Annotated in this window: 18 protein-coding genes; 14 read left to right on the plus strand and 4 right to left on the minus strand. The window is 62.7% G+C overall.

Annotated features, from left to right (window positions below; translation table 11 throughout):
• Nucleotides 1–44: 44 nt before the first annotated feature.
• Genes GOQ09_RS05995 through pdxA form a run of 3 tightly spaced genes read left to right on the plus strand, consistent with a single transcriptional unit; the run spans nucleotide 45 to nucleotide 3,219 of the window.
• The gene (locus tag GOQ09_RS05995) at nucleotides 45–1,388 is read left to right on the plus strand and encodes an MFS transporter (RefSeq protein WP_157612547.1); all 1,344 of its coding nucleotides are present in this window, start codon (nucleotides 45–47) and stop codon (nucleotides 1,386–1,388) included.
• Nucleotides 1,385–2,158, plus strand: coding sequence for a Nif3-like dinuclear metal center hexameric protein (locus GOQ09_RS06000; RefSeq protein WP_157612549.1), 774 nt, complete (start codon nucleotides 1,385–1,387; stop codon nucleotides 2,156–2,158). The genes GOQ09_RS05995 and GOQ09_RS06000 overlap by 4 nt, the downstream gene beginning before the upstream one ends.
• Nucleotides 2,155–3,219 (plus strand): 4-hydroxythreonine-4-phosphate dehydrogenase PdxA, encoded by a 1,065-nt coding sequence (gene pdxA / locus GOQ09_RS06005; protein ID WP_157612551.1) that lies wholly within the window; start codon nucleotides 2,155–2,157, stop codon nucleotides 3,217–3,219. Before GOQ09_RS06000 ends, pdxA begins: the two co-directional genes overlap by 4 nt.
• Here pdxA and mscL read toward each other — a convergent pair.
• On the minus strand, nucleotides 3,216–3,650 hold the full coding sequence (gene mscL, locus GOQ09_RS06010; RefSeq protein WP_157612553.1) for a large conductance mechanosensitive channel protein MscL: 435 nt from the start codon (nucleotides 3,648–3,650) through the stop codon (nucleotides 3,216–3,218). The genes pdxA and mscL overlap by 4 nt on opposite strands.
• 187 nt (nucleotides 3,651–3,837) lie before the next feature.
• On the opposite strand from mscL, the gene GOQ09_RS06015 reads away from it, so the two are divergent.
• The 9 genes from GOQ09_RS06015 to GOQ09_RS06055 all read left to right on the plus strand — a co-directional run bounded on the left by GOQ09_RS06015 (nucleotide 3,838) and on the right by GOQ09_RS06055 (nucleotide 14,566).
• The gene (locus GOQ09_RS06015) at nucleotides 3,838–4,527 is read left to right on the plus strand and encodes a phosphatase PAP2 family protein (protein WP_157612555.1); all 690 of its coding nucleotides are present in this window, start codon (nucleotides 3,838–3,840) and stop codon (nucleotides 4,525–4,527) included.
• A gap of 385 nt (nucleotides 4,528–4,912) precedes the next feature.
• Entirely contained in the window at nucleotides 4,913–6,076 is a 1,164-nt protein-coding gene (locus tag GOQ09_RS06020; protein ID WP_157612557.1) for a polysaccharide biosynthesis/export family protein, read from the plus strand.
• Nucleotides 6,073–6,528 (plus strand): low molecular weight protein-tyrosine-phosphatase, encoded by a 456-nt coding sequence (locus GOQ09_RS06025; RefSeq protein WP_157612559.1) that lies wholly within the window; start codon nucleotides 6,073–6,075, stop codon nucleotides 6,526–6,528. Before GOQ09_RS06020 ends, GOQ09_RS06025 begins: the two co-directional genes overlap by 4 nt.
• The gene (locus tag GOQ09_RS06030) at nucleotides 6,525–8,777 is read left to right on the plus strand and encodes a polysaccharide biosynthesis tyrosine autokinase (RefSeq protein ID WP_157612561.1); all 2,253 of its coding nucleotides are present in this window, start codon (nucleotides 6,525–6,527) and stop codon (nucleotides 8,775–8,777) included. Before GOQ09_RS06025 ends, GOQ09_RS06030 begins: the two co-directional genes overlap by 4 nt.
• A gap of 342 nt (nucleotides 8,778–9,119) precedes the next feature.
• Nucleotides 9,120–9,830: a sugar transferase gene (locus GOQ09_RS06035; RefSeq protein ID WP_157612563.1), complete on the plus strand. Its 711-nt coding sequence runs from the start codon at nucleotides 9,120–9,122 to the stop codon at nucleotides 9,828–9,830.
• A gap of 13 nt (nucleotides 9,831–9,843) precedes the next feature.
• A complete protein-coding gene (locus GOQ09_RS06040; RefSeq protein WP_157612564.1) occupies nucleotides 9,844–10,992 on the plus strand; it encodes a polysaccharide pyruvyl transferase family protein in 1,149 nt (382 codons plus the stop codon).
• Between the two features lie 11 nt (nucleotides 10,993–11,003).
• Nucleotides 11,004–12,074, plus strand: a complete 1,071-nt coding sequence (locus tag GOQ09_RS06045) for a glycosyltransferase (protein ID WP_157612566.1) — start codon at nucleotides 11,004–11,006, stop codon at nucleotides 12,072–12,074.
• Between the two features lie 299 nt (nucleotides 12,075–12,373).
• Nucleotides 12,374–13,336 (plus strand): hypothetical protein, encoded by a 963-nt coding sequence (locus tag GOQ09_RS06050; protein ID WP_242631016.1) that lies wholly within the window; start codon nucleotides 12,374–12,376, stop codon nucleotides 13,334–13,336.
• Nucleotides 13,337–14,566, plus strand: a complete 1,230-nt coding sequence (locus tag GOQ09_RS06055) for a lipopolysaccharide biosynthesis protein (RefSeq protein WP_157612568.1) — start codon at nucleotides 13,337–13,339, stop codon at nucleotides 14,564–14,566.
• Nucleotides 14,567–14,601: 35 nt separating this feature from the next.
• On the opposite strand, the gene GOQ09_RS06060 is transcribed toward GOQ09_RS06055, so the two are convergent.
• The 3 genes from GOQ09_RS06060 to GOQ09_RS06070 all read right to left on the minus strand — a co-directional run bounded on the left by GOQ09_RS06060 (nucleotide 14,602) and on the right by GOQ09_RS06070 (nucleotide 18,727).
• Nucleotides 14,602–17,676 carry a YjbH domain-containing protein gene (locus GOQ09_RS06060; protein ID WP_157612570.1) on the minus strand — a complete coding sequence of 1,025 codons (3,075 nt, stop codon included), beginning with the start codon at nucleotides 17,674–17,676 and terminating at the stop codon, nucleotides 14,602–14,604.
• Nucleotides 17,673–18,296, minus strand: coding sequence for a YjbF family lipoprotein (locus GOQ09_RS06065; protein WP_165442130.1), 624 nt, complete (start codon nucleotides 18,294–18,296; stop codon nucleotides 17,673–17,675). The genes GOQ09_RS06060 and GOQ09_RS06065 overlap by 4 nt, the downstream gene beginning before the upstream one ends.
• Nucleotides 18,297–18,430: 134 nt before the next feature.
• Nucleotides 18,431–18,727 (minus strand): hypothetical protein, encoded by a 297-nt coding sequence (locus GOQ09_RS06070; protein ID WP_157612572.1) that lies wholly within the window; start codon nucleotides 18,725–18,727, stop codon nucleotides 18,431–18,433.
• Nucleotides 18,728–19,023: 296 nt separating this feature from the next.
• On the opposite strand from GOQ09_RS06070, the gene petA reads away from it, so the two are divergent.
• Both petA and GOQ09_RS06080 read left to right on the plus strand, forming a co-directional pair.
• A complete protein-coding gene (gene petA, locus GOQ09_RS06075; protein ID WP_126745569.1) occupies nucleotides 19,024–19,638 on the plus strand; it encodes a ubiquinol-cytochrome c reductase iron-sulfur subunit in 615 nt (204 codons plus the stop codon).
• A 14-nt stretch (nucleotides 19,639–19,652) separates the two neighbouring features.
• A complete protein-coding gene (locus tag GOQ09_RS06080; RefSeq protein WP_157612574.1) occupies nucleotides 19,653–21,089 on the plus strand; it encodes a cytochrome b in 1,437 nt (478 codons plus the stop codon).
• Nucleotides 21,090–21,098 lie beyond the last annotated feature (9 nt).

Here is a 21,098-nt window from a genome sequence, read left to right on the forward strand (position 1 = left end):
AATCCCTGGCGGTCCTGCGTGCGGCAACGACTTCCCTGCCAGCCATGACTTCTCAAGCCCTTTCCCCGGACGGCGCCCGGCCGGTTCCGGCCCGCACGCTCGACTCCCGCGACTACAAGACCCTTGCCCTGTCCGCCCTTGGCGGAACGCTGGAGTTCTACGACTTCGTCATCTACGTTTTCTTTGCCACTGTCCTCGGCGCGCTTTTCTTTCCGGCCGACATGCCCGATTGGCTGCGGCAACTGCAGACCTTCGGCATTTTTGCCGCCGGCTACCTGGCTCGGCCGGTGGGCGGCATCGTCATTGCACACTTCGGCGACCTGCTCGGCCGCAAGCGCATGTTCACGCTGTCGATCTTCCTGATGGCGGCGCCCACGCTGGTCATCGGTCTGCTGCCCACCTACGCCAGCATCGGCATTGCCGCACCCTTGCTGCTGCTGGCCATGCGCGTCCTGCAGGGCGCGGCCATCGGCGGCGAAATGCCCGGCGCGTGGGTGTTCGTCGGCGAGCACGTGCCGGCGCAGCGCTATGGCTTCGGCATCGGCACGCTGACCTCGGGCATCACCGGCGGCATCCTGCTCGGTTCGCTCGTGGCGGTGGGCATCAACCGCTACTACCTGCCGGTGGAGGTGAGCGACTTTGCCTGGCGCATTCCTTTCGTGCTGGGCGGCGTGTTCGGGCTCGTTTCCGTGTACCTGCGCCGGTTCCTGCACGAGACACCGGTCTTCAAGGAATTGGCAGACCGCAAGACCGTTGCGCGCGAACTGCCGCTGCGCACGGTGCTGCGCGAGCATCGTGCCGCAAGCATCTACGTGGGGCTGCTGACCTGGGTGCTGTCGGCCGCGATCGTCGTGGTGGTGCTGTACACGCCCACCTACCTGCAGAAGGTGCATCACATTCCGGCCGCACTGGCACTCGAAGCCAATGCGCTGGCCACGCTGACCCTGACCATCGGTTGCGTGCTGGTGGGCTGGGCGTGCGACCGCATCGGCACGCGCGCGGTCATGCTGATCGGCTGGGGCGGATTGTTCGCGACCGCGTACCTGTTCTACACGGGGCTGCCAGGTACGCCGGCCACGCTCTTCTGGCACTACGGCCTGGTGGGCCTTTTCGTGGGCACCATTGCCACGGTGCCGATTGCCGGCGTGCGCGCGTTCCCGGCCCCGGTGCGCTTCACCGGCCTTTCGTTTGCCTACAACATGTCGTATGCGGTGTTCGGCGGGCTGACGCCCGTGATCCTGACCGTCTGGCTCCAGCATGACACCATGGCCCCGGCGCATTACGTTGCAGTGCTGGCCGGGCTGGGTTTCCTGCTGGCGCTGTGGCCCCTGGCGGCACGCGGCCATGCCATGCGCGATGGAGGCGGGAGCGCGACAATGTCGCGATGAGCACCACCCGCCACGAACTGCTGCACGCCTTCGACCTGCTGCTTGCGCCTTCGCGCTTCAAGGACTACGGACCGAACGGCCTGCAGGTCGAGGGGCGCACCGTGGTGCGGAAAATCGTCTCCGGCGTCACGGCGAGCCGCGCGCTGATAGAAGCCGCCATTCACGCCGAGGCCGACGCCATCTTCGTTCACCACGGGCTGTTCTGGCGCGGCCAGGACAGCTGCGTTACCGGGTGGATGAAGCAGCGCCTGGGCCTCTTGCTCGGCGATGACGTCAATCTCTTCGCGTATCACCTCCCGCTCGACGCGCACCCCGAGCTCGGCAACAACGCCCAGCTGGGCCTGCAACTCGGACTGCTTGCACATGCCGGATCGACCGGGCGCTTTGGCGAGCAGGAACTCGGTTTTCTGGGCGGGCGCGAAAACGGCGAGAGCTTTGCCAGCGCCAAGGAGCTGGCAGTCCACGCCGAAAAAGTCCTCAAGCGGCCTGTCACGCTGGTGGATACCGCCCACAAAGCCATCAAGAACATCGCCTGGTGCACGGGCGGCGCGCAAGGCTACTTCGAGGCAGCCATTGCCGCCGGAGCCGATGCGTTCATCACCGGCGAGATCTCCGAACCCCAGGCCCACTACGCCCGTGAGATGGGCGTCGCCTTCCTGGCTTGCGGGCACCATGCCACCGAGCGCTACGGCGCTCAGGCCGTGGCGGCCCATGTGGCGGCCCAGCTCGGGCTGAAGCACGAGTTCATCGACATCGACAATCCCGCATGAGCGGCAAGGCTCCCATCGCTGCAGGCCCTCCCTTGGCGGTCACGCTCGGCGACCCCGCGGGCATCGGCCCGGAAATCATCGTCAAGGCCTTCCGTCAGGTGCCCAAGGCCGCGCACGGCGCTTTCGTGGCCGGCGACGTGGGCACCATGCGCCGCGCGTCCCAGGCCCTGGCGCTGCCCGGACAGCCGGCATGGCCGGTGGCGGAAATCGAGCACGCGGCGGACGCGGCCGCAATGCCGCCGGGCTGCATTCCCGTGTTGCAGGTGGTGGCGCCGCCCGCGCACATCGTGCCGGGGCAGATCAGCGCCGAGGCCGGCCGCGTGGCGGGCGAGTGCGTGGTCTGGGCCGCGCGCGCCGCATTGCGGGGCGACATTGCGGCCATCGTGACGGCACCGCTGCACAAGGAAGCGCTGGCCGCGGCGGGCTTTCCGTACCCGGGCCATACCGAACTGCTGCAGGCCGAGGCCGCCGCGCACGCAGGCGTTGCGGTCGAGGGCATGCCGGTGCGCATGATGCTGGCCAACGACGACCTGCGCACCGTGCTCGTCAGCATTCACATGTCGCTGCGCGACGCCATTACCGCGGTGAGCTTCGGCAATGTGCTGGAAACGCTGCGCATTACCCACCGTGCCTTGCACCGCATGCTCGGGCGGGCGCCGCGCATCGGCGTGGCCGGCCTTAATCCGCATGCCGGCGAGGGTGGTCTTTTCGGGAGCGAAGAGCGCGACATCATTGCGCCCGCGATTGCGGCGGCGCGCGCCGAAGGCATCGATGCCGGCGGTCCGCATGCGCCCGACACCGTCTTCATGCGTGCGCGGGCCAAGGCGGGCGTGCCAGGGAGCGGCGAATTCGACGTGGTGGTGGCGATGTACCACGACCAGGGGCTGATTCCGGTCAAGTACCTGGGCGTTGAAAAGGGCGTGAACGTAACCCTGGGCCTGCCGCTGGTGCGCACCAGCCCGGACCATGGCACCGCGTTCGACATCGCCGGCAAGGGCCTGGCCGACGCCTCGAGCCTCGTCGAGGCGCTGCGCATGGCCAGGACGCTGACGGGCGCCTAGGGGCGATTCTTCAGGCTGTCGCGAATCTCGCGCAGCAGCGCAATGTCTTCCGGCGGCGCCACCGGGGCCGCGGGGGCCTCGGCATGGACCTTGCGCAGCTTGTTGATCTGCTTGACCATCATGAAGATGATGAAGGCAAGGATGACGAAGTTGACCGCGATGGTGATGAAGTTGCCATAGGCCAGCACCGGTACGCCGGCCTTCTTCAGGTCGGCCAGGTTGTTGGCCACGCCCGTCGGCACGGAGCCCAGCACCAGGTACAGATTGGAGAAATCGAGCTTGCCGAACACCAGTCCGACCACCGGCATGATGATGTCGCCGACGAGCGAGTCCACGATCTTCCCGAACGCCGCGCCGATGATCACGCCCACTGCGAGATCGACGACATTGCCCTTGACGGCAAATTCCTTGAATTCACTGAGGATGCTCATGATTGCGATGTGCCGGGTGCACAGGTGTTGAAGATGGCCGGAGTATGCCTGTGGAATAATCCGCGCGCCCCGAACCGGATCGACACATGGCTGTAGTTCGAAAGATTTCCGGTCGGGCGGCCGGCTTTAATAATAACGATTCAATGGCCGGTCCCGCACCGAAAAGGCGCAATTCCATTTTAAATCGATGAATAGTTTCTGGTTAATGGTTACCGGGCTCGGTGACAGCGGATTTCTATTGCCCGCCGCATTGTGGATCGCAATTTGGCTGGCAGTCGACCGCGGTACGCGCCCGGCAGCGGTGCATTGGGCGCTCCTATTCGGCGGATGCGGCCTTGTTGTCATGCTGTCCAAGCTGGCTTTTCTGGGCTGGGGGATTGGTAGCGCCCGCTTCAATTTCACCGGCTTCAGTGGGCACACCGCATTGGCAACCAGCGTCTGGACGGTTGTCTTCTGGCTTGCGGCGCTGCGGTTTGCACCATTCTTGCGCATTGCTGCGGCTATTGTGGGATGGGCGTGGGGCGTCGCGGTCGGAGTATCGCGGCTGGCGCTTGAAGTGCACTCCACCGCAGAAGTCGCGACAGGCATTGTGCTCGGCACAATTGTGAGCGCCAGCTTTCTATGGCTGCAGCGCAACAGGCTGCCCGTCGTGTCGTTGCGAGCGCCTCGCTGGCTCGCAGCGGGTGTCGTGGTACCGCTGCTGCTTTTCGTCGTCGTGGGGCGGCCCGCACCCACTCAGTTCGCGCTGGAAGCCGTTGCCGCCTGGATGGCAGGCATCGAGCGCCCGTACAGGCGCAGCGATCTTCTGCATGGCCGCCAACCCGCCCGCGCCCCCGGCGGGAACTCACAGGTGCTTACAAAAGAGCAAACCTTTTAGCCGGCCAGCCAATACGCGCTAATTGTCGCCTGAATGAGACAATTGATCCTTCCAGCGGGTTAATTGATAGTTCACATTTGCAAACCGCTCGCGGCGGCTTTGCATGTCCACCGAAGGTCTTCATTTCCCAATGAAAACCGGCCTCTCGGCGTTGCGATCAAACATTCCCCTGTGCAGCCTCGGGATATTCGACAGATAGACACATTTTTTTCGTCTATTCAACGGAGAACAGGTGATGCGCGGGCAGCGACAATTCGGCCGGCGCGCCTGGCGACAGCGCGAAGGCTCGCTTTCACGAACCGTGACAAAAAGGTCGAGACCAAATGCGGATTGGGCTCGGGCCTTGCATATGAATCACGGGATGTCGAAAAAACCAATTTGTGCAATGGGGATCAATTTGACACGCTACGTGCTCCTGTCAGGGTGGGGTTTTGCCGTAGTCGGCGCGTTATTGCTGCAGGGTTGCGCACCGGGTTTCAGTTCTGTATCCGCCTACGAGGCCGACCAGAGCCTGCCCCCGGAGTTCCAGTACCTGCCGGCCGACGGCGCACCGGATGGGGTAATTACCTCGATTTCGCCTGCGCTCATCCGCGCAATGGCCGAGGCCCAGCCCACGGCCGTACCGTCCGACGTGAAGGCGCTATTCGGCGAGGCGCCGGTCTACACCATCGGACCGGGCGACGTCGTGGGCGTGATCGTGTACGACCATCCTGAATTGCTGCCCAACGCAGGCGCGGTGATCACGCAGCAGGCCGACCCGACGGGCATCAGCGTAGCACCCGGCTTCATCGTCGGCGCCGACGGGCAGATCACCTTTCCCTACATCGGGCGGGTCAAGCTCCAGGGGCTGACTGAAATCGAGGCTTCCGATCTCATTGCGAAGCGCATTGCGGTCTACATTAAGGATCCGCAGGTGACCGTGCGCATCCAGTCCTTCAGAAGCCGCCGGGCCTTTGTGGAAGGGGAGGTGCGAACCCCCGGGCTGCAGATCTTCACCGACGTGCCGATGACGCTGGCCGAAGCCATCAGCCGCGCTGGCGGCATCACCGCGAACGGCGACCGCTCTTTCGTGACGCTGCAGCGCGGCGGCAAGTCGACGCTCATCAACCTGACGAACCTCCAGGACCTGGGCGCCGACGCCAGCCAGATTCCGCTGCGCAACGGCGACGTGATCCAGGTGCGCAACCGCGACGAGAGCAAGGTGTTCGTGATGGGCGAAATCTCGCGCCCGTCGGCGCTGCTCATGCACAACGGGCGCCTCAGCCTGAACGAGGCGCTCGGCGAGGCGGGCGGGCCCAACCTGGCCTCGGCCAACGCCGGGCAGGTCTACGTCATCCGCAACAACGCCAGGGGCTTGCCGGCGATCTTTCACCTGAACGCAAAGAACCCGGCCGCCTTGGCGCTTGCCGAGCGCTTCCCGCTGCAGCCACGCGATGTGGTCTACATCGACTCCGTGCCGCTCGTGACATGGAACCGCCTGGCCAGCCTGATCCTGCCGGCGGCGCAGGTCATCAATGCCGGCGACGAGGTCTGGAGCCGCCACAGATGAAATCCATCCTGACCGTCTGCATCGGCAACATCTGCCGAAGCCCCATGGCGGAGGGCCTACTGGCCGCCGGGCTGCCGCATCTTCGCGTGGTGTCCGCCGGCACGGGCGCGCTCGTCGGCAAGCCGGCTGACGCCACGGCGCAAAGGCTCATGCAGCAGCGCGGCATCGACATCTCGGCCCACGTCGCGCAACAGGTGAGTCAGCTGCTGTGCCGGCAGGCCGACCTGATCCTGGTGATGGACATGGAGCAGCGCCGCTACCTCGAGGCGACCTACCCCTTCGTGCGCGGCAAGGTCTTTCGCATTGCAGAGGCCGCCAAGCAGGACGTGCCCGATCCCTATCGGAAAGACGAGGCGGCTTTCGAGCATGCCCTGGCCCTCATCGACGTGGGCGCCAGGACCTGGATCGATCGCATTCTGAAAATTACAAAACCCGAGCAGCAACCGACATGAACGCACCCCAGCAAGCCGCCCTGCCGATGCCAGCGCTGGAAGAAGAGGGCGAAGGAATCAACCTCGTCGAGTACCTCGACATCCTCGTCGACAACCGCTGGCTCATCGCCATCGTGACCGCGGTGGCCTTGTTCCTTGGCTTTGCCTATGCCTTCTTCGGCAAGCCCATGTACGAAGCCAACGTGGCGGTGCAGGTGGAAGACTCCGGCAACTCGGCGGGCAGCTTCCTGGGCGACGCAGCGTCTTCGTTGCTGAGCGTGAAGACCCCCGCCGCGGGCGAAATCGAAATCATCAAGTCGCGCGCCATCCTGGCGCAGGCGGTGGAAAACACCAAGCTCTACATCAGCGCGCAGCCTCGCTATGCACCCGTGGTGGGCAGCTGGCTTTCGCGGCGGGCCTCCGATCTTTCGGACCCCGGCTTCATGGGCCTGCCGGGCTACGTGACCGGCACGGAGAAGATCGTCGTTCCCCAGTTCGACGTGCCCGCCGATCTCGAAGAGCAACAGTTCTCTCTGACGGTACAAGCCGACAACCGCTACGAGCTGGCCCACCCCGGCATCGAAAGCCCGCTCAAGGGCGTCATCGGAACGCCGCTGGTCGCGAATCTTCCAGGCGGGAGCTTGCGGCTCCTGGTCAGCTCGGTCAGCGCCAAGCCCGGGGCCCAGTTCAGGCTGATCAGGTTCTCGAAGCAGTTGACGCTGCTGTCGTTGCAGGACGGCCTCAAGGTCGTCGAAAAGGGCAAGCAGTCGGGCGTGATCGACGTCAGCTGGAAGCACCCGAGCCCCGAAAAGCTCACGCAGCTGCTCAACGAGATCGGCCGCCTCTATGTGCGCCAGAACATCGAACGCAAGGCTGCCGAGGCCGAAAAGACCCTGGGCTTTCTCGATACCGCGCTGCCGCAGTTCAAGAAGCAGCTCGAGCAATCCGAAGACCTCTACAACCGCTACAGAAACGAGAACGGCACCGTCAGCCTGGACGACGAGGCAAAAAATGCCCTGACGCAGACGGTCGATCTGCAATCCAAGTTGCTCGAAGCACAGCAGAAGCGACGCGAGCTCTCCGCGCGCTTCACGGACAAGCATCCGAGCATCCAGACGCTGGACACGCAAATCTCGGCGTGGAAGGGCGAGATCGCCTCGGTCGATTCGCGCATCCGCAAGATGCCGCTGCTGCAGCAGAACACCGTGCAGATGCAGCGCGACATCAAGGTCAACACCGACCTGTATGTGTCGCTGCTCAACAGCTCGCTGCAGATGCGGCTGGCCAAGGAAGGCAAGGTCGGCAACGTGCGCCTGCTGGACGACGCCATCATCCCGGAAGAGCCCGTCTGGCCCAAGAGGCCGTTGATCCTCGCCCTTGCATTGCTGCTGGGGCTGATGGCCGGCGTGGCCGCTGCCATCGCTCGAAACTCGTTCTTCGGCGGCATCCGCAATCCGAGCGAGATCGAGATGCACACGGGGCTCAGCGTCTACAGCAGCATTCCCCTGAGCGGCGCCCAGCGGATGATCGACAGAAGCATCGAGAACAAGGCGCCCGGCTTGCACATCCTGGCGCTGCAGCACTCGGAAGACCCTGCGGTCGAGAGCCTGCGCAGCCTGCGAACCGCCCTGCAGTTCGCCATGCTGGAGGCGCCCAACAACCGCCTGCTCATCTCGGGTGCGACGCCCGGGGTCGGGAAGACTTTTGTTTCTGTCAATTTCGCGGCAATTACCGCCGCCTCCGGCAAAAGGGTTCTCCTGGTGGACGCCGATTTGCGCAAGGGCCGGGTTAATCAGTTCTTCTCAATGCCCCGATCTTCCGGTTTATCCGAATTGATTGCCGGCACATTGAGCCCGGAAAAAGCTGTTCGTCCGTCGGTTCTGCCAAATCTGGATGTGATAACGACCGGGGTGCTTCCGCCCAACCCGGCCGAATTGCTCCTGAGCGACTCTTTTTCGCAAATATTGGAAAAACTGTCGCCAAGCTATGACCTGGTGATCATCGATACGGCGCCGGTTCTGGTGGCCGCGGACACGGCTTCGGTAGCACCGCTCGCGGGCTCGCTTCTGCTGGTCGCCCGCGCCGAGAAAACCCAACTGGGCGAATTGAACGAGAGCGTACGGAGATTGGCGCACGCGGGCTGTACGGCCAATGGCGTTATTTTGAATGCTATGGACTTATCGCGGCGCCACGCGGGTAGCAGCAGCTATAAATACGGTGGTTACCGTTACATACACTATAAATATAAAAACAACAGGGATACCACCTAGTTGGCGAGACGATATCTGTGAAAATTAGGCCAGGGTGTGGAATTTATCACTCGCAGCACTAATCTGGTGCCTTTGCTCAAAGGCTAATAACAAAGGCCTAGGGTCAAGTGCTTCGTTCTTTTGTATTACGTGGTTGAGTCGCTGGGATTGCGCAATGGTTTTTGTGCGCAGCACCCTCCAAGGCTCCTGGGCCGGCCCGTATCGGGCCTCAAGCCCGAGCCGCAACTTATCACCGACCCGCCAGGGGCAAGCATTTGCTTGTAAGACGAAAGGTGCTCCAGAAATGAGAGTTCTTAAGCTAAAAACTTGCCTCCGCTTCAGATGTGAGAACGGAGCATTCCTATGACCAATTTCCGTCCCGAGGAATTGACCGCGCCCCGAAGCGAGGAAATGCATACCGAATTTTCGGACCCCGCTTGGGAAAAGGTCAATCATCCAGCCATGCTGCGCGCCGCTAAAAGAGCGGTGGATATTGCTGCGTCTCTTTTCTTTTTCACCGCTTTCGGCTGGCTTTATGTTTTGCTCGCCATCGGCGTTTTTCTGAGTTCCGGAGCTCCGGTCCTTTATTCGCAGCCGCGTTACGGACGGGGAGGGCGCGTCTTCAAGTTCTACAAGTTCCGCTCCATGCTGCCCAACTCCGCCCAGATCCTCGAGGAGCACCTCAAGAACGATCCGGTGGCGCGCCAGCAATGGGACGACTATCAAAAGCTCGAGAACGATCCCCGCATCACCCGCTTCGGCAAGTTCATCCGCAAGACCAGCCTGGACGAATTGCCGCAGTTCTGGAATGTGCTGGTAGGAGACATGAGCCTGGTCGGCCCCAGGCCGTGCATGCTCGATCAAAAGGGACTCTATGGCGCCGACTGGTCGTTCTATTGCGCGGTGCGGCCCGGAATCACGGGCCTGTGGCAAGTGAGCGGCCGCAATCAACTGAGCTACAAGAAACGCGTGGCGCTGGACGTGAGCTACGTTGAGACGCTTTCCGTCGGCAGGGACATCGGCATTTTCATCAGGACCATCTGGGTGGTGGCGGTGGGCCACGGTTCTCGGTGACGCTGATTCAAAGATGAAAAAGATTCTGATTTGCGCGGTGCCTTTCAGCGACAACCTGGGAGACGGGGTGATCGCGGCATCGTTGGCTCATATTGCGGGAATGAAGTACCCGCGGGCCACCGTCGAGTTTCTGGACATTGCCGGCCGGGTGGGGTTCGAAGAAGAAAATCTGCGAGGCGGGGGCGCTTTCCGGCTTTTCGCAAAACTGCCTTCCCTGCTTCGGTCGCTGATCGTTTTTCTTTACTGCCTCAAGGGCTACTTTCTCGTCTGGCGAAAGAACTGGAAAGCCGCGGTCAGCGATGCCGACCTGATCGTCATCGGGGGCGGTCAGTTGTTTTGCGATGTCGCGCTCAATTTCCCTGCCAAGCTTTTTCTACTGAGCCGCCTTTTGCGTGGAAAGCGGGTGGTCGTCGTGTCGGTCGGGGTCACGGCCCGGTGGTCGTTTCTGGGCCGGCTCCTCGTCAAGCGGTTCATCAGGAATGCAAGGCCGGTTTTCTACGCCACGCGCGACAAGGAATCCGCAAACAACCTGCATACGCATTTCAGAATTCCAAGGGGAAGCATCAGGGTGGTTCCCGATCCCGCGCTCCTTTGCGCCGATGCGTTCTCGCAGGAGCTCTCGCCGGAGAAGAACTGGGACATCGGCATTTGCGTCAGCAGCCTAGACGCGCTGGTCATGAACTCCGAGTACGCGAACGCCAACTCGACGGAGTCGGCCAAGTTCTTTTCAACGCTCGCCGAATCGCTGCGGGCCGAGGGAAAGCGGGTTCTCTATTTCACCAATGGCGCTGCTGAAGACAACAAGATCCTGAAGGAGATTTCTTCGGAATCGAATGCGCCGAAATCCAGTTTCCTGGTTCCGCGGCATCCCGATGAACTGGTGACCCTGATCAGTGCCTGCTCATGCATCGTGGCGCATCGGCTGCATGCAAACATCGTGGCCTACAGCCTGAACATTCCGTCCATAGGCATGAATTGGGACAAGAAGGTCGAATCCTTCTTCGAGCTGACGAAACGAAAGCGCTATCTCTTCGACCTGTCGCCTCGCGTGGAAAAACTCGAGGCCTCGGTGCTGGGCGTGCTGAACGAAAAAACTCCGGACCGGCAAACACTCGATCTGCTCAGGGGTGAGGTGGTGGCCGGAATTCATGCCTTGATCTGACTGCGCAGGCCATGAAAATATTGCACATTGCCGAAACCCTCAAAGGCGGGCTGGAAACCTATCTGCGGATGGTTTCCGGCTTTCAGCAGAACTCCCCCGTGATCACCCAGGCGAAATTCGTTCTGCCCGGGCCGGTGGAGTGGCTCAGTTCGCAAGACACCCACGTGGTGCCCACGGCGCGCAGCCCCTTGGCGCTTGCAGGCTACGCCGCAGAAGTCAGAAAGATCATCCGGACCGAGCGGCCCTCGGTTCTTCATCTCCACAGTTCGATTGCCGGCGGTGTTGTGCGCGCAATGGCGCTGCTCGGCCAGGTGCCGCAAGAGACAAAGATCGTCTATTGCTCGCACGGTTGGGCATTCGACCAGATCGGCCCTTCGTACAAGAAGTCGATCTATCGCTGGGCCGAATGGCTGCTTTCGTATTGGACCGACGCGATCATCTGCATCAGCGACCACGAACTGCGCATTGCGGAAAAATTCGGCATCAAGCGATGCAGGTGCATTCCGAACGGAATCACCCCCGCGGCGCTGGGCCATGAACAGGTTGCGGCGCTGAAAGAGATTGAGCCGCGGCAAAGACAAGTCCTCTTCGTTGGCCGGCTCGATCGGCAAAAGGGCATCGATGTATTGCTCGATTCCTATGCCCGGGTGCGGCCGAAATTCAAGCTGACCATCGTCGGCGGCGCCGTTCGAAACGATCTTGCCCTGGCCCCTTCCGGCGAAATCGAATTCAAGGGATGGCTCGAAAAGGACGAACTCGATGCCGCATACCGGTCTTGCGACGCGGTCATCGTGCCGTCGAGATGGGAAGGCTTCGGCTTTGTGGCCGTCGAGGCAATGGCACGCAGCAAACCGGTTTTTGCCTCCGCCGTGGGCGGCTTGGTCGACATTGTCGAAGACACGAAGAACGGGCGGCTGTTTCCGCTCGAGCGCCTGGACGAAATGCTGCGCGAGATCGACCAGATCCCGAATGAGGACCTGGTGCGAATGGGGCAGAACGGGCGGGAGATCTTTGAAAAGAAGTACACCGCGGACCGAATGAACTCGGCCATTGTCGATCTCTACAAGGAATCGGTACTTTGATGAGATATTCACCCCTGTCCGGATTCATCAAGCTGTTCTGCGCAGTGATGATGTTTGCCGCAATCTCTCTCGCAGCCCAGGCCAGGGGTGTCAGCGAGCTGGGCACCGAATATCCGACCGCGCTGAGCGTGCAGATCGACCCGAGCGACATATCGGACGAAGACCTGAACGAGATCAGGGCGGCGGGCTTCGAGTTCGTCCGGTTCGGCGTGCGGCCGCCGCTGAAAAGCGTCAACCCGGCAATGATCGATTACTCGAAGCTGATCCGGCGCGTACGCGCCGCCAGGCTCGAAGCCATCGTGACGCTGTTCGGCGGCAGGGAGATCTGGGGGCACGCCCCGTCGGACCAACAGGCCGGCGGGCAAAAGGAAAAACAGTTTGCAAACTTCGCAGCCGAATTCATGAACGCACATGCCGCCGACGTGGCGGTGTGGGAGCTGTGGAACGAGCCGGATCACAAGACTTTTTTGAACCCGGCTCTCTTTTCGAACTTCGAAACCGCCACCGCCGAGTTCTGCCGCAGCATTGCGCAACTGAAGAATCCGCCGAAGATCGTCATGGGATTCGGCTTTGCGAAGCTGCCGTTCAACCAAGGCCAGGTTCCGCAGCAGCTCGAAAATGCTTTTGTTTCGGGGGCCAAGGCCAACTGCCTGACGGACATCTCGATTCATCCTTACCGCTCGATCCCCGAGACGGCGATTGCCGACTACGGAAAGCTGCGCGCAAAGCTCGACCAGCTGCAACTCGGCAAGGTCGGCATCGTTGCTTCGGAGTGGGGCTATGCGTCTTACCTGCCGGTGCGTGACCGCAATGCGCAAGCTTCGCTGATCTTGCGCGAGTACCTCACCAATGTGGCTGCCGGCATCAAGCTCTTGAATCTCTATGCCTGGAAGGACCGGGGAACCTCCGTTGTTTCGAGAGAAGACAACTTCGGCCTCAAGTCCAAAGGGGGCGAAAAAAAGGAAGCCTTCTCCAGCCTTTCTGAATTCCTCAAGATCGCCAGAAACTCCAGGAAGGTTTCTTACGACAGCGCCTCGGGCCTGAACAAGCTGGTGCTGAGCCGCGGAAATTCATTGCTGCATGTGGTGTGGACACAAAGCTCGGAGCAGAACGCTCTGGTGACGGCCGACAAGGGAAAGAAGTGCACACGCGTCGACTTCTTTCCGCAGGTGCGCCACGGGAGTTGCGGCAGTCCGGTCGAAGGGGGCTTTGCCGTCAAGGCAACCGCTTATCCGGTCCTGTTCTCCCTGTCGGATCAGTGAATGGCGTCGTTCGCCGGAATTCGAAAACGCCTGGGAGGTCCGATCTATGCAGTTGCAGACCAGTGCATCTATAGCGCGAGCCAATTGCTGCTGAGCTTTGCGCTCGCGCGGGCGTTGTCGCCTTCGGACTTCGGCATTGCTTCGGCTTTTCTTGCGATCGTCAGCTTCCAGTACATCCTGCATACCGCGGTGGTGCATGAACCGCTGCTGATCAAGCGCTATTACGCCGATCGCTCCGCCGCCTGGTGGAGCTGGGCGCTGGTTGCCGCGGTGTCGATTGCGGGCTTTCTGGTGTGGCAGTTCACCGGTTTTCCAGGGCCGCTGAACTGGGCCGGAGTCGCGTTGATCATCGGCTATGAAATCTTCTGGATTTCTCGCAGCATCCTGCTCGTGGGGCGCCGGTTCGCGGTGCTCTGCACATCGGGCATCCTGATCAGCATCGGCTATGTGGCGGTGCTGATCGGCCTGAAGCCCGCTTCATGGACGCAGGCCCTGTTGTGGATTGCCGTCATCCAGCTGCCGTTCTCGATCCTGATCGCTGCGGGCCTGAAGAACGTGATTGCGCCGCTACCGGCGCCGGTCGGCGCGCAGACCCTTACCCTCAAGGAAGCCTCGGCCTATGGCTGGAAGGCAAGCCTGTCGCAGCTCATGAGCTGGATCATGACGGGCGGCGCCATATTGCTGCTGGGCTCTTCGGCCGATTCGGCGCAGGGCGGCTTGCTGAAGATCTACATCACCTTCTTGCTGCCCATGCAGTATGTGCTGCTCGCGCTGGGCTATTACATCCTGCCGAAGCTGGCGGCCAGCTGGAAATCCGACCGTCGGAAAGACGCTTTTCGCCTGTTCATCAAGTTCGTCGTCTTCGGATTCGTGGTTGCGGAAATCGGAGGCGTGTTGCTGGGCCTGCTGGGGCCTTACCTGGTGGTGCTGGCCTTCGGCAAGAACTACGGTGGAATGGACTTCTCGCCGTTTTTCTACGCGCCCGCAATCTTCGGTCTAACGATGTGCCTGCGGACGGGCTTCAGGGCCGCGGGCCGGCCCGGCGCTCTGTTGTGGTGCTCGATCTTCGGTGCGCTGGTGTTCGGGGCCTGCATGGTCATGGCCAAACCCCCGGTCTCCTACATCCAGACCATCAATGCCATGACGCTGGGCTTTGCCTGCATGGCGGTCGCAATGATGGCCTGGCTGTTCTTCATCATGCGCGCCCCCGCTGCGCCGCAGGCTCGCTGAACCTGGCGACACACGGGGGCGGAAGGGCGCGAGCCTTAGCGCCGTTCGAACTTCAGGATGTTGTCGCCCGTGCCCGGGGCACCGCTGTCCGGCGGGCCGAACTTGAAGGCGCTCGGGTCGCGCGCTGACGTCATTTCGTACAGCGGGTGGATGCGGCCCAGGCGCGCACCGCCGTCGCGCACCAGCGGCGCCCAGGCGAAGTTGGCGGTGAACTTGTTCGAGCGCGGCAGCAGCGCATCGAAGGGCACCGAGATGTAGATGCCCTTGTCGAAGCTGCCTTCGCCGAACTGCCTTGCCGAGATGTTGGTCTTGGTGGCATAGGCGCCGAGCACCACGCCATTGTCGAAGCGGCGGCTGATGTCGATGGTGACCCCGCGATCGCCCGCCAGGTACTGGCCCGCGCTGATCTTGGCCAGGATGCCGTTCCAGCCGGTGTCCCAATAGAGCGTGGCATGGCCGGTGTTGACCTTGTAGTCGCGCAGGCCGAAGTCCTGGTCGAAGTCGCGTTGGCGCACATGGTTGAAGTCGACGCCGACGGCCAGCCGGCTGCGCCATGGCCGGTAGAGCCACTCCGCGCCGACGCCTGCATACATGCTTTCGAGCGCACCGCCGTACACGCTGTAGTACTGGTTGTCCGTGAGCCTGCCGACGTGCGTCAGTTGCAGCACTGGCATGGTCAGGCGCTTGGCGGTAACGAACTCGCGCTGCAGGGTTCGCACGCGGGGCAGGTTGCTGGGCGCCGTGTAGGTGAACTTGTCGAAGTTGTCGAGCAGGCGCAGGTTCAGCGCACCGTTGACCCAGGTGCTCGGCGTGAAGCGGTATTCGGCAACCGCCTGCACGCCGATCTGGTAGAGCACGAACGCATTCGGGCCGCCCAGGATCTGGCCGAGGCTGGGTGTCAGGCCGATGCTGAACTTGGAGGTGCGGCGCTCCCACGGCGCGAGCGCCTTGTTGTCGTCCGCAATGCCGGGGGCGTCCCTCGATGCGATGGCCGCATTGGTATTCGAAATGTTCGGGGGCTGGAAGTCCGCGCCGATCGGCGGGGGCGCATAGTCGCGCTGGCTGGCCGCGCGCGCTTCGCTCGGCGTTTGCGCCTGGTAGTGCGCCGTGACCCATTCGTTCCGGTCGACCACTTGCGCATGCATGGGCAAGCCGCGTTCCGAATAGTGGATCACGAAGTTCTTGATCGATCCCGGCGCATCGCGGTGCAGCACCGCAATGATCTGCTCGACGCGCGCGTTGCGGTAAACGGTGGCGCTTTCGGTGATCCACACGTGCAGCATCTGGCCTTGCGGCGCAATGCGCTGGACGGTCCACTCGGTGCGGCTTTCGATGTCGGCCGCGGTGGCGGCCCAGCCTGGCGAAGTGGCCGGAGGCGTCGGCGAAAAGCGCGGCGCCGGCGGATCCACCGTCTTGGCCATCTGCATGTTCGCAAGGTTGGTTTGCAGCGTGAGGCCCACCATCACCTTGTTGCCGCGCTCCAGGCCGGCCGAGAAGGTCACGCCGGGGGCGTAGCGGTATTCCAGGCCGATATTGATAGGCGAGCGCCGCGGCTGGTCGTTGTTGAGCGGCTCGTTCTTGTAGTTGTTGCCCTCGAACTCGAGCTTGAGCGTGAGCGGGTCCCAGGGCGTGCGCCATTGCACGCCGCCAAAGAGTGCGGTGGGCCCGCGAAAGAGCCGGCCGAAGTTGGCGCCGCCCCACGTCGTCTCGCTGACGCGTGTCTTGAAGCGGCTGCTCAGAACACCGAACGGGTTGCTGATGTTGCCGCTGCTGCCCATGTAGCCCCAGCCGATGCCGAGGTTGAAATCCAGATCGCCGTGGCGCTTGCTCGCCACCAGGTACTCGGACGAAAAGAGGCCGGTACCGCCAATGTCGCGAAAGCCCAGCGCCACCTCGGGGAGGTAGGCGGACTCTTTCCACAGCCGCGCCTTGAAGTCGATGCTCTTGTCCTTGTAGTCCTGGTTGCTCAGGCCGATGCCGTAGATGCGGTTGCCGATGGACGTGTAGCGGAAGCCGGCTTCCAGCCAATCCAGCGGCTGGAACATCACGTTCAGCCGCGTGTAGGGCGAGACATGCGTGATGGAGGTGCGCATGTCGCCCGTTTGGCCCATGCGGGCGGAGGGCGTTTGCAGCAAGCCGGTTTCGCCCCAGTCATTACCGCTGGGCTGCAGCGGGCGGTACTGCGGTGCCGCCTCGGGGCGCACCGAAACCGTGGTGGGCTGGAACGGGGTGGCCGGCGGAGAGGGCTCCGCCGCCAATGGAATGGCCGCAGATGCCGCAGGAACGCTGGTGGCAAGGGCGCCAGCCGCGGTGGGCGTTTCTGCCACCGTATTGCCCTGCGGCGATGGACCTTGCGTGGCGAGGAACTTGATGAGCCCTTCGGAAACCGCCTCCAAGTCGTCCATGCCTCGAGGTGCCGCCCATATCCAGGCGCCGGGTGCCGGCTCGTCCGACGGATGTGCATTCCACTTCGCCATGCCGACCCGCGCGGTGCGGCCGTCGGGCTGCGCCACCCAGGCCCAGTCGTGCTTGCCTTCGGGATCGCAGGCCGCCACATAGTCCCATGCCGTGCGGCCGGGTTCGTGCGCCACCTGGCAGAGCCGCCCGTCGGGCTGCACCACCGAAATGGTGTTCAGGACCGGCGGAGGCGCAATGAGTTGCTGGCCTGCCGTGAGCACCGGATCTTCTTCGGGGTGCGCCTCGAGCCAGCGCGGATCCACGATGCCGAGCGCAACCCGGCCTGTGACAGGAAGGTTCTGCAGCCATGCGATCAGCTGCTGGCGCTGAGCCTGTTCAGCGCGGGGCGCGCGCCGCTTGGCGGCCTCGAGCCGCAGCAGCACCTGGTTCTTCAGGAATTGCTGCGCCAGCCGCTCCTGCGGAACGCGCCAGGACAAGCCGGACGCCGCTGTTTCGGCCGGCTGCCGCAGCAGCCAGGCACTCAGGCGCTCGCCCGGGCGAATGTCGGCATCGTTGGCCGGCGTCTTGTTGTCGACGGGGCCGTTGCCCAGGGGCTGGGCCGCCGCGGCGCAACTGGCCGCGAGCGCGCAGGCCACCACCGCACGAAGAGGCCAGGGTTGTCTGCCGGAGCCACGAAGAAGCAAACGGCTCATGTACCAGCGCTCGCCGCTGCGACGGGTGCTGGGGAAGAAGGCGTCCACTGCTCGAAACTCATACACAGATCATTGGAAATACATTGCTCGGAATAAACGACCCGAGGGGTACCGCCCGCTTGCGAAACGCCGAAGCGCGCGGGGGGCAGCGAAGCGCTTGCCGGCCGGGAAACGCTGCGCTCCTCGTACCAGCGCAGGGAAGCAGCCGCCGTGCCAGCCAGGGCGACTTGTTGCGGCGCGGCAATCGGCGCCAGCACGATCTCGTCGCGAATGCCGAAACGGTAGCCCGGCATCATGTCGCGCTGGCGTTGATAGGTCTTTGCGGAAGGCGTGCTGGCCGCGTCGGCGGTCCAGGCGGGCAGGCCCGAAAACCGCACCTCGCGCCAATCGATGGAAAGCCCGGTGGTTCCCACCAAGCGTCCATCGAGCAGCCTGACGACCTCGCCGCTGCCGCTGTACCAGACTTCGACCGCACCTTCGGGGCGCTTGTCGATATAGCCGAGCACCATGAACACCGTTTGATTGCCGGTGGCCACGCGCAAATAGCGGTAATTAGGATTAAAGGTCGGCGGGGGCGCCGAAGAGGTGCCGTTATATATATGCCGCGCCGTTGCCAGCATGGCAGAAGAGCCGGAAGAACAGCCGCCAACGCCCAAAAGAAATGCCGCCAAAAGACAGCATTCAACAAGTCGCGTGGCGTGGCCAACGCGCGGACTTTTCAGCGAATGCCCTCCCGTCAGGAGGGCCCGCACGATCAATTCGTGCCGGTGGTACCTGTGCCGGTGCCGCCCGTCCCGCCGGTGCCGCTGCCGCCACCGCTGTTGCCCCCGTTGCCACTGGCCACGGCAGCTGCCAGGCCGACGCTGGCTGCTACGCCGCCAGCTTGCCCGGCGGTGATGCGGCCGAACGCGGAGTTGGTTGCGCCGGTGGCACTAGCGGGCTGGGCTACGGGTGTTTGAACGGGTGGCGTCGGGGTCGGGGCCTGTGCCAGAGCTGAAGAAATGCTCAAGGCTGCAATGGCAGTTGCGAACACCAATGGCTTAATTCTCATGGCAAATATCCTCTCAAATTGACGATTAACAGTTGAGAGAAGATTAGCAGCTAGCGAAGTGTGCCGCAACTAATTTAGCCTTTTGCAACCATTTGATTGCGCAAATCGTTGTGACGAAATGTCGTCTAATTAAGTTGCAAATAAATACTAATTAATTGTTCTTAGTCGATCTTCCAGAGTGTCTGGCGGCAGCGGATTCGCACGTGCTCCGGGCTGGCGGCGTTGAATATGCCCGCAACAGCCCGCTACAATCGCCGGTTGACCCTGCTCCAGCGAAGAAGACTTAGAGGATCCCCATGAGTGACATGACCTCCGGTTCCCCCCGGATCGACACAAGCAAGCGGACGTGGTTAATCGCATCCAGCTGTGCCGGCGTAGCGGGAGGCGTGGCCACCGCGATTCCCTTCGTAAGTACTTTCCAGCCTTCCGAAAAGGCCAAGGCCGCGGGCGCTGCGGTCGAGGTGGACATCGCGGGCCTCAAGGTCGGCGAGAAGATCACCGTCGAATGGCGCGGCAAGCCCGTCTGGATCCTCAAGCGCTCGCCCGAGCAGGTGGCCGAGCTCGCCAAGCTCGACGGCCAGCTGGCCGATCCGCTCTCCAAGCGGCACCCCGACGAGTTCACCCCCGAATACGCACAAAACCAGCACCGCTCCATCAAGCCCGACGTGCTGGTGGTCGTGGGTATCTGCACCCACCTCGGCTGTTCGCCGGTCGACCGGCTCCAGGCCGGTCCGCAGCCTTCGCTGCCGAACGACTGGGAAGGCGGTTTCCTGTGCCCTTGCCATGGCTCCACCTTCGACCTGGCCGGCCGCGTCTTCAAGAACAAGCCCGCGCCTGACAACCTGCCGGTGCCCCCGCACATGTACGTGTCGGACACCAAGTTGCTCATCGGCGAAGACAAGAAGGCCTGAGGCAGAAGAAGAACATGGCTGAATTCCACGAAATTTCCCCCAACGCGCCCGCCGGCGAGAAGCTGCTCAACTGGGTAGACAACCGCTTCCCGCTGACCAAGCTCTGGAACGACCAGTGGGGCAAGTACTACGCGCCGAAGAACTTCAACTTCTGGTACATCTTCGGCTCGCTCGCGATGCTGGTCCTCGTGATCCAGATCGTGACCGGCATCTTCCTGGTGATGCACTACAAGCCCGACGCGAACCAGGCGTTCGCATCGGTCGAGTACATCATGCGCGACGTGCCCTGGGGCTGGCTCATCCGCTACATCCACTCGACGGGCGCCTCGGCGTTCTTCATCGTGGTGTACCTGCACATGTTCCGCGGCCTCATGTACGGCAGCTACCGCAAGCCGCGCGAGCTGATCTGGGTGTTCGGCTGCGCGATCTTCCTGTGCCTGATGGCCGAAGCCTTCATGGGCTACCTGCTGCCGTGGGGCCAGATGAGCTACTGGGGCGCCCAGGTGATCGTGAACCTGTTCGCCGCCATTCCGTTCATCGGCCCTGACCTGGCGCTGCTGATCCGCGGCGACTACGTGGTGAGCGACGCCACGCTCAACCGCTTCTTCAGCTTCCACGTGATTGCCGTGCCGCTGGTGCTGCTCGGCCTCGTGGTCGCCCACCTGATCGCGCTGCACGAAGTGGGTTCCAACAATCCCGACGGCATCGAGATCAAGGCCAACCGCGGCCCTGACGGCCATCCGCTCGACGGTATCCCGTCGCATCCGTACTACACGGTGCACGACATCTTCGGCGTGGTGGTGTTCCTCACGATCTTCTCGGCCGTGATCTTCTTCGCGCCTGAAGCCGGTGGGTACTTCCTCGAGTACAACAACTTCATTCCGGCCGACTCGCTCAAGACGCCCAACCACATTGCGCCGGTCTGGTACTTCACGCCGTTCTATTCGATGCTGCGTGCAACCACCGACGACATGGTCAACGTGTTCGCGTTGATCATCGGCTTGGCCGCCATCCTGAACTTCATCAAGGGCAAGTCGGGCACCGCGCTGAAAATCGCGGTCGTCGTGGTGGCGGCCGTGGCGATCTTCCTGCTCAAGGCGTTCGATGCCAAGTTCTGGGGCGTGGTCGTGATGGGCGGTTCGGTCATCATCCTGTTCTTCCTGCCCTGGCTGGACCACAGCGAAGTCAAGTCGATCCGCTATCGTCCGGGCTGGCACAAGTATGTCTACGGCGTCTTCGTGTTCTTCTTCCTGATCCTGGGCTACCTGGGCATCCAGGCGCCCGGCGTCTGGGGCAACCTGGTCATCGGTTCGTTCGCGCTCGACATCGCGCAGACCATCTCGCAGATCGGCACGCTTTTCTACTTCGGTTTCTTCCTGCTCATGCCCTGGTGGAGCAGCAAGGGCGAGTTCAAGCCCGTGCCCGAACGCGTGACCTTCGCCGCCCATTGAGAAGCCCAA

Source organism: Variovorax paradoxus (genome assembly GCF_009755665.1).
GTDB classification, from domain to species: domain Bacteria; phylum Pseudomonadota; class Gammaproteobacteria; order Burkholderiales; family Burkholderiaceae_C; genus Variovorax; species Variovorax paradoxus_G.

Coding starts and splice junctions, on each gene's coding strand:
- GOQ09_RS05995 (WP_157612547.1), top strand. CDS start 45: ATGACTTCTCAAGCCCTTTCCCCGGACGGCGCCCGGCCGGTTCCGGCC.
- GOQ09_RS06000 (WP_157612549.1), top strand. CDS start 1,385: ATGAGCACCACCCGCCACGAACTGCTGCACGCCTTCGACCTGCTGCTT.
- pdxA (WP_157612551.1), top strand. CDS start 2,155: ATGAGCGGCAAGGCTCCCATCGCTGCAGGCCCTCCCTTGGCGGTCACG.
- mscL (WP_157612553.1), bottom strand. CDS start 3,650: ATGAGCATCCTCAGTGAATTCAAGGAATTTGCCGTCAAGGGCAATGTC.
- GOQ09_RS06015 (WP_157612555.1), top strand. CDS start 3,838: ATGAATAGTTTCTGGTTAATGGTTACCGGGCTCGGTGACAGCGGATTT.
- GOQ09_RS06020 (WP_157612557.1), top strand. CDS start 4,913: ATGGGGATCAATTTGACACGCTACGTGCTCCTGTCAGGGTGGGGTTTT.
- GOQ09_RS06025 (WP_157612559.1), top strand. CDS start 6,073: ATGAAATCCATCCTGACCGTCTGCATCGGCAACATCTGCCGAAGCCCC.
- GOQ09_RS06030 (WP_157612561.1), top strand. CDS start 6,525: ATGAACGCACCCCAGCAAGCCGCCCTGCCGATGCCAGCGCTGGAAGAA.
- GOQ09_RS06035 (WP_157612563.1), top strand. CDS start 9,120: ATGACCAATTTCCGTCCCGAGGAATTGACCGCGCCCCGAAGCGAGGAA.
- GOQ09_RS06040 (WP_157612564.1), top strand. CDS start 9,844: ATGAAAAAGATTCTGATTTGCGCGGTGCCTTTCAGCGACAACCTGGGA.
- GOQ09_RS06045 (WP_157612566.1), top strand. CDS start 11,004: ATGAAAATATTGCACATTGCCGAAACCCTCAAAGGCGGGCTGGAAACC.
- GOQ09_RS06055 (WP_157612568.1), top strand. CDS start 13,337: ATGGCGTCGTTCGCCGGAATTCGAAAACGCCTGGGAGGTCCGATCTAT.
- GOQ09_RS06060 (WP_157612570.1), bottom strand. CDS start 17,676: ATGAGCCGTTTGCTTCTTCGTGGCTCCGGCAGACAACCCTGGCCTCTT.
- GOQ09_RS06065 (WP_165442130.1), bottom strand. CDS start 18,296: ATGCTGGCAACGGCGCGGCATATATATAACGGCACCTCTTCGGCGCCC.
- GOQ09_RS06070 (WP_157612572.1), bottom strand. CDS start 18,727: ATGAGAATTAAGCCATTGGTGTTCGCAACTGCCATTGCAGCCTTGAGC.
- petA (WP_126745569.1), top strand. CDS start 19,024: ATGAGTGACATGACCTCCGGTTCCCCCCGGATCGACACAAGCAAGCGG.
- GOQ09_RS06080 (WP_157612574.1), top strand. CDS start 19,653: ATGGCTGAATTCCACGAAATTTCCCCCAACGCGCCCGCCGGCGAGAAG.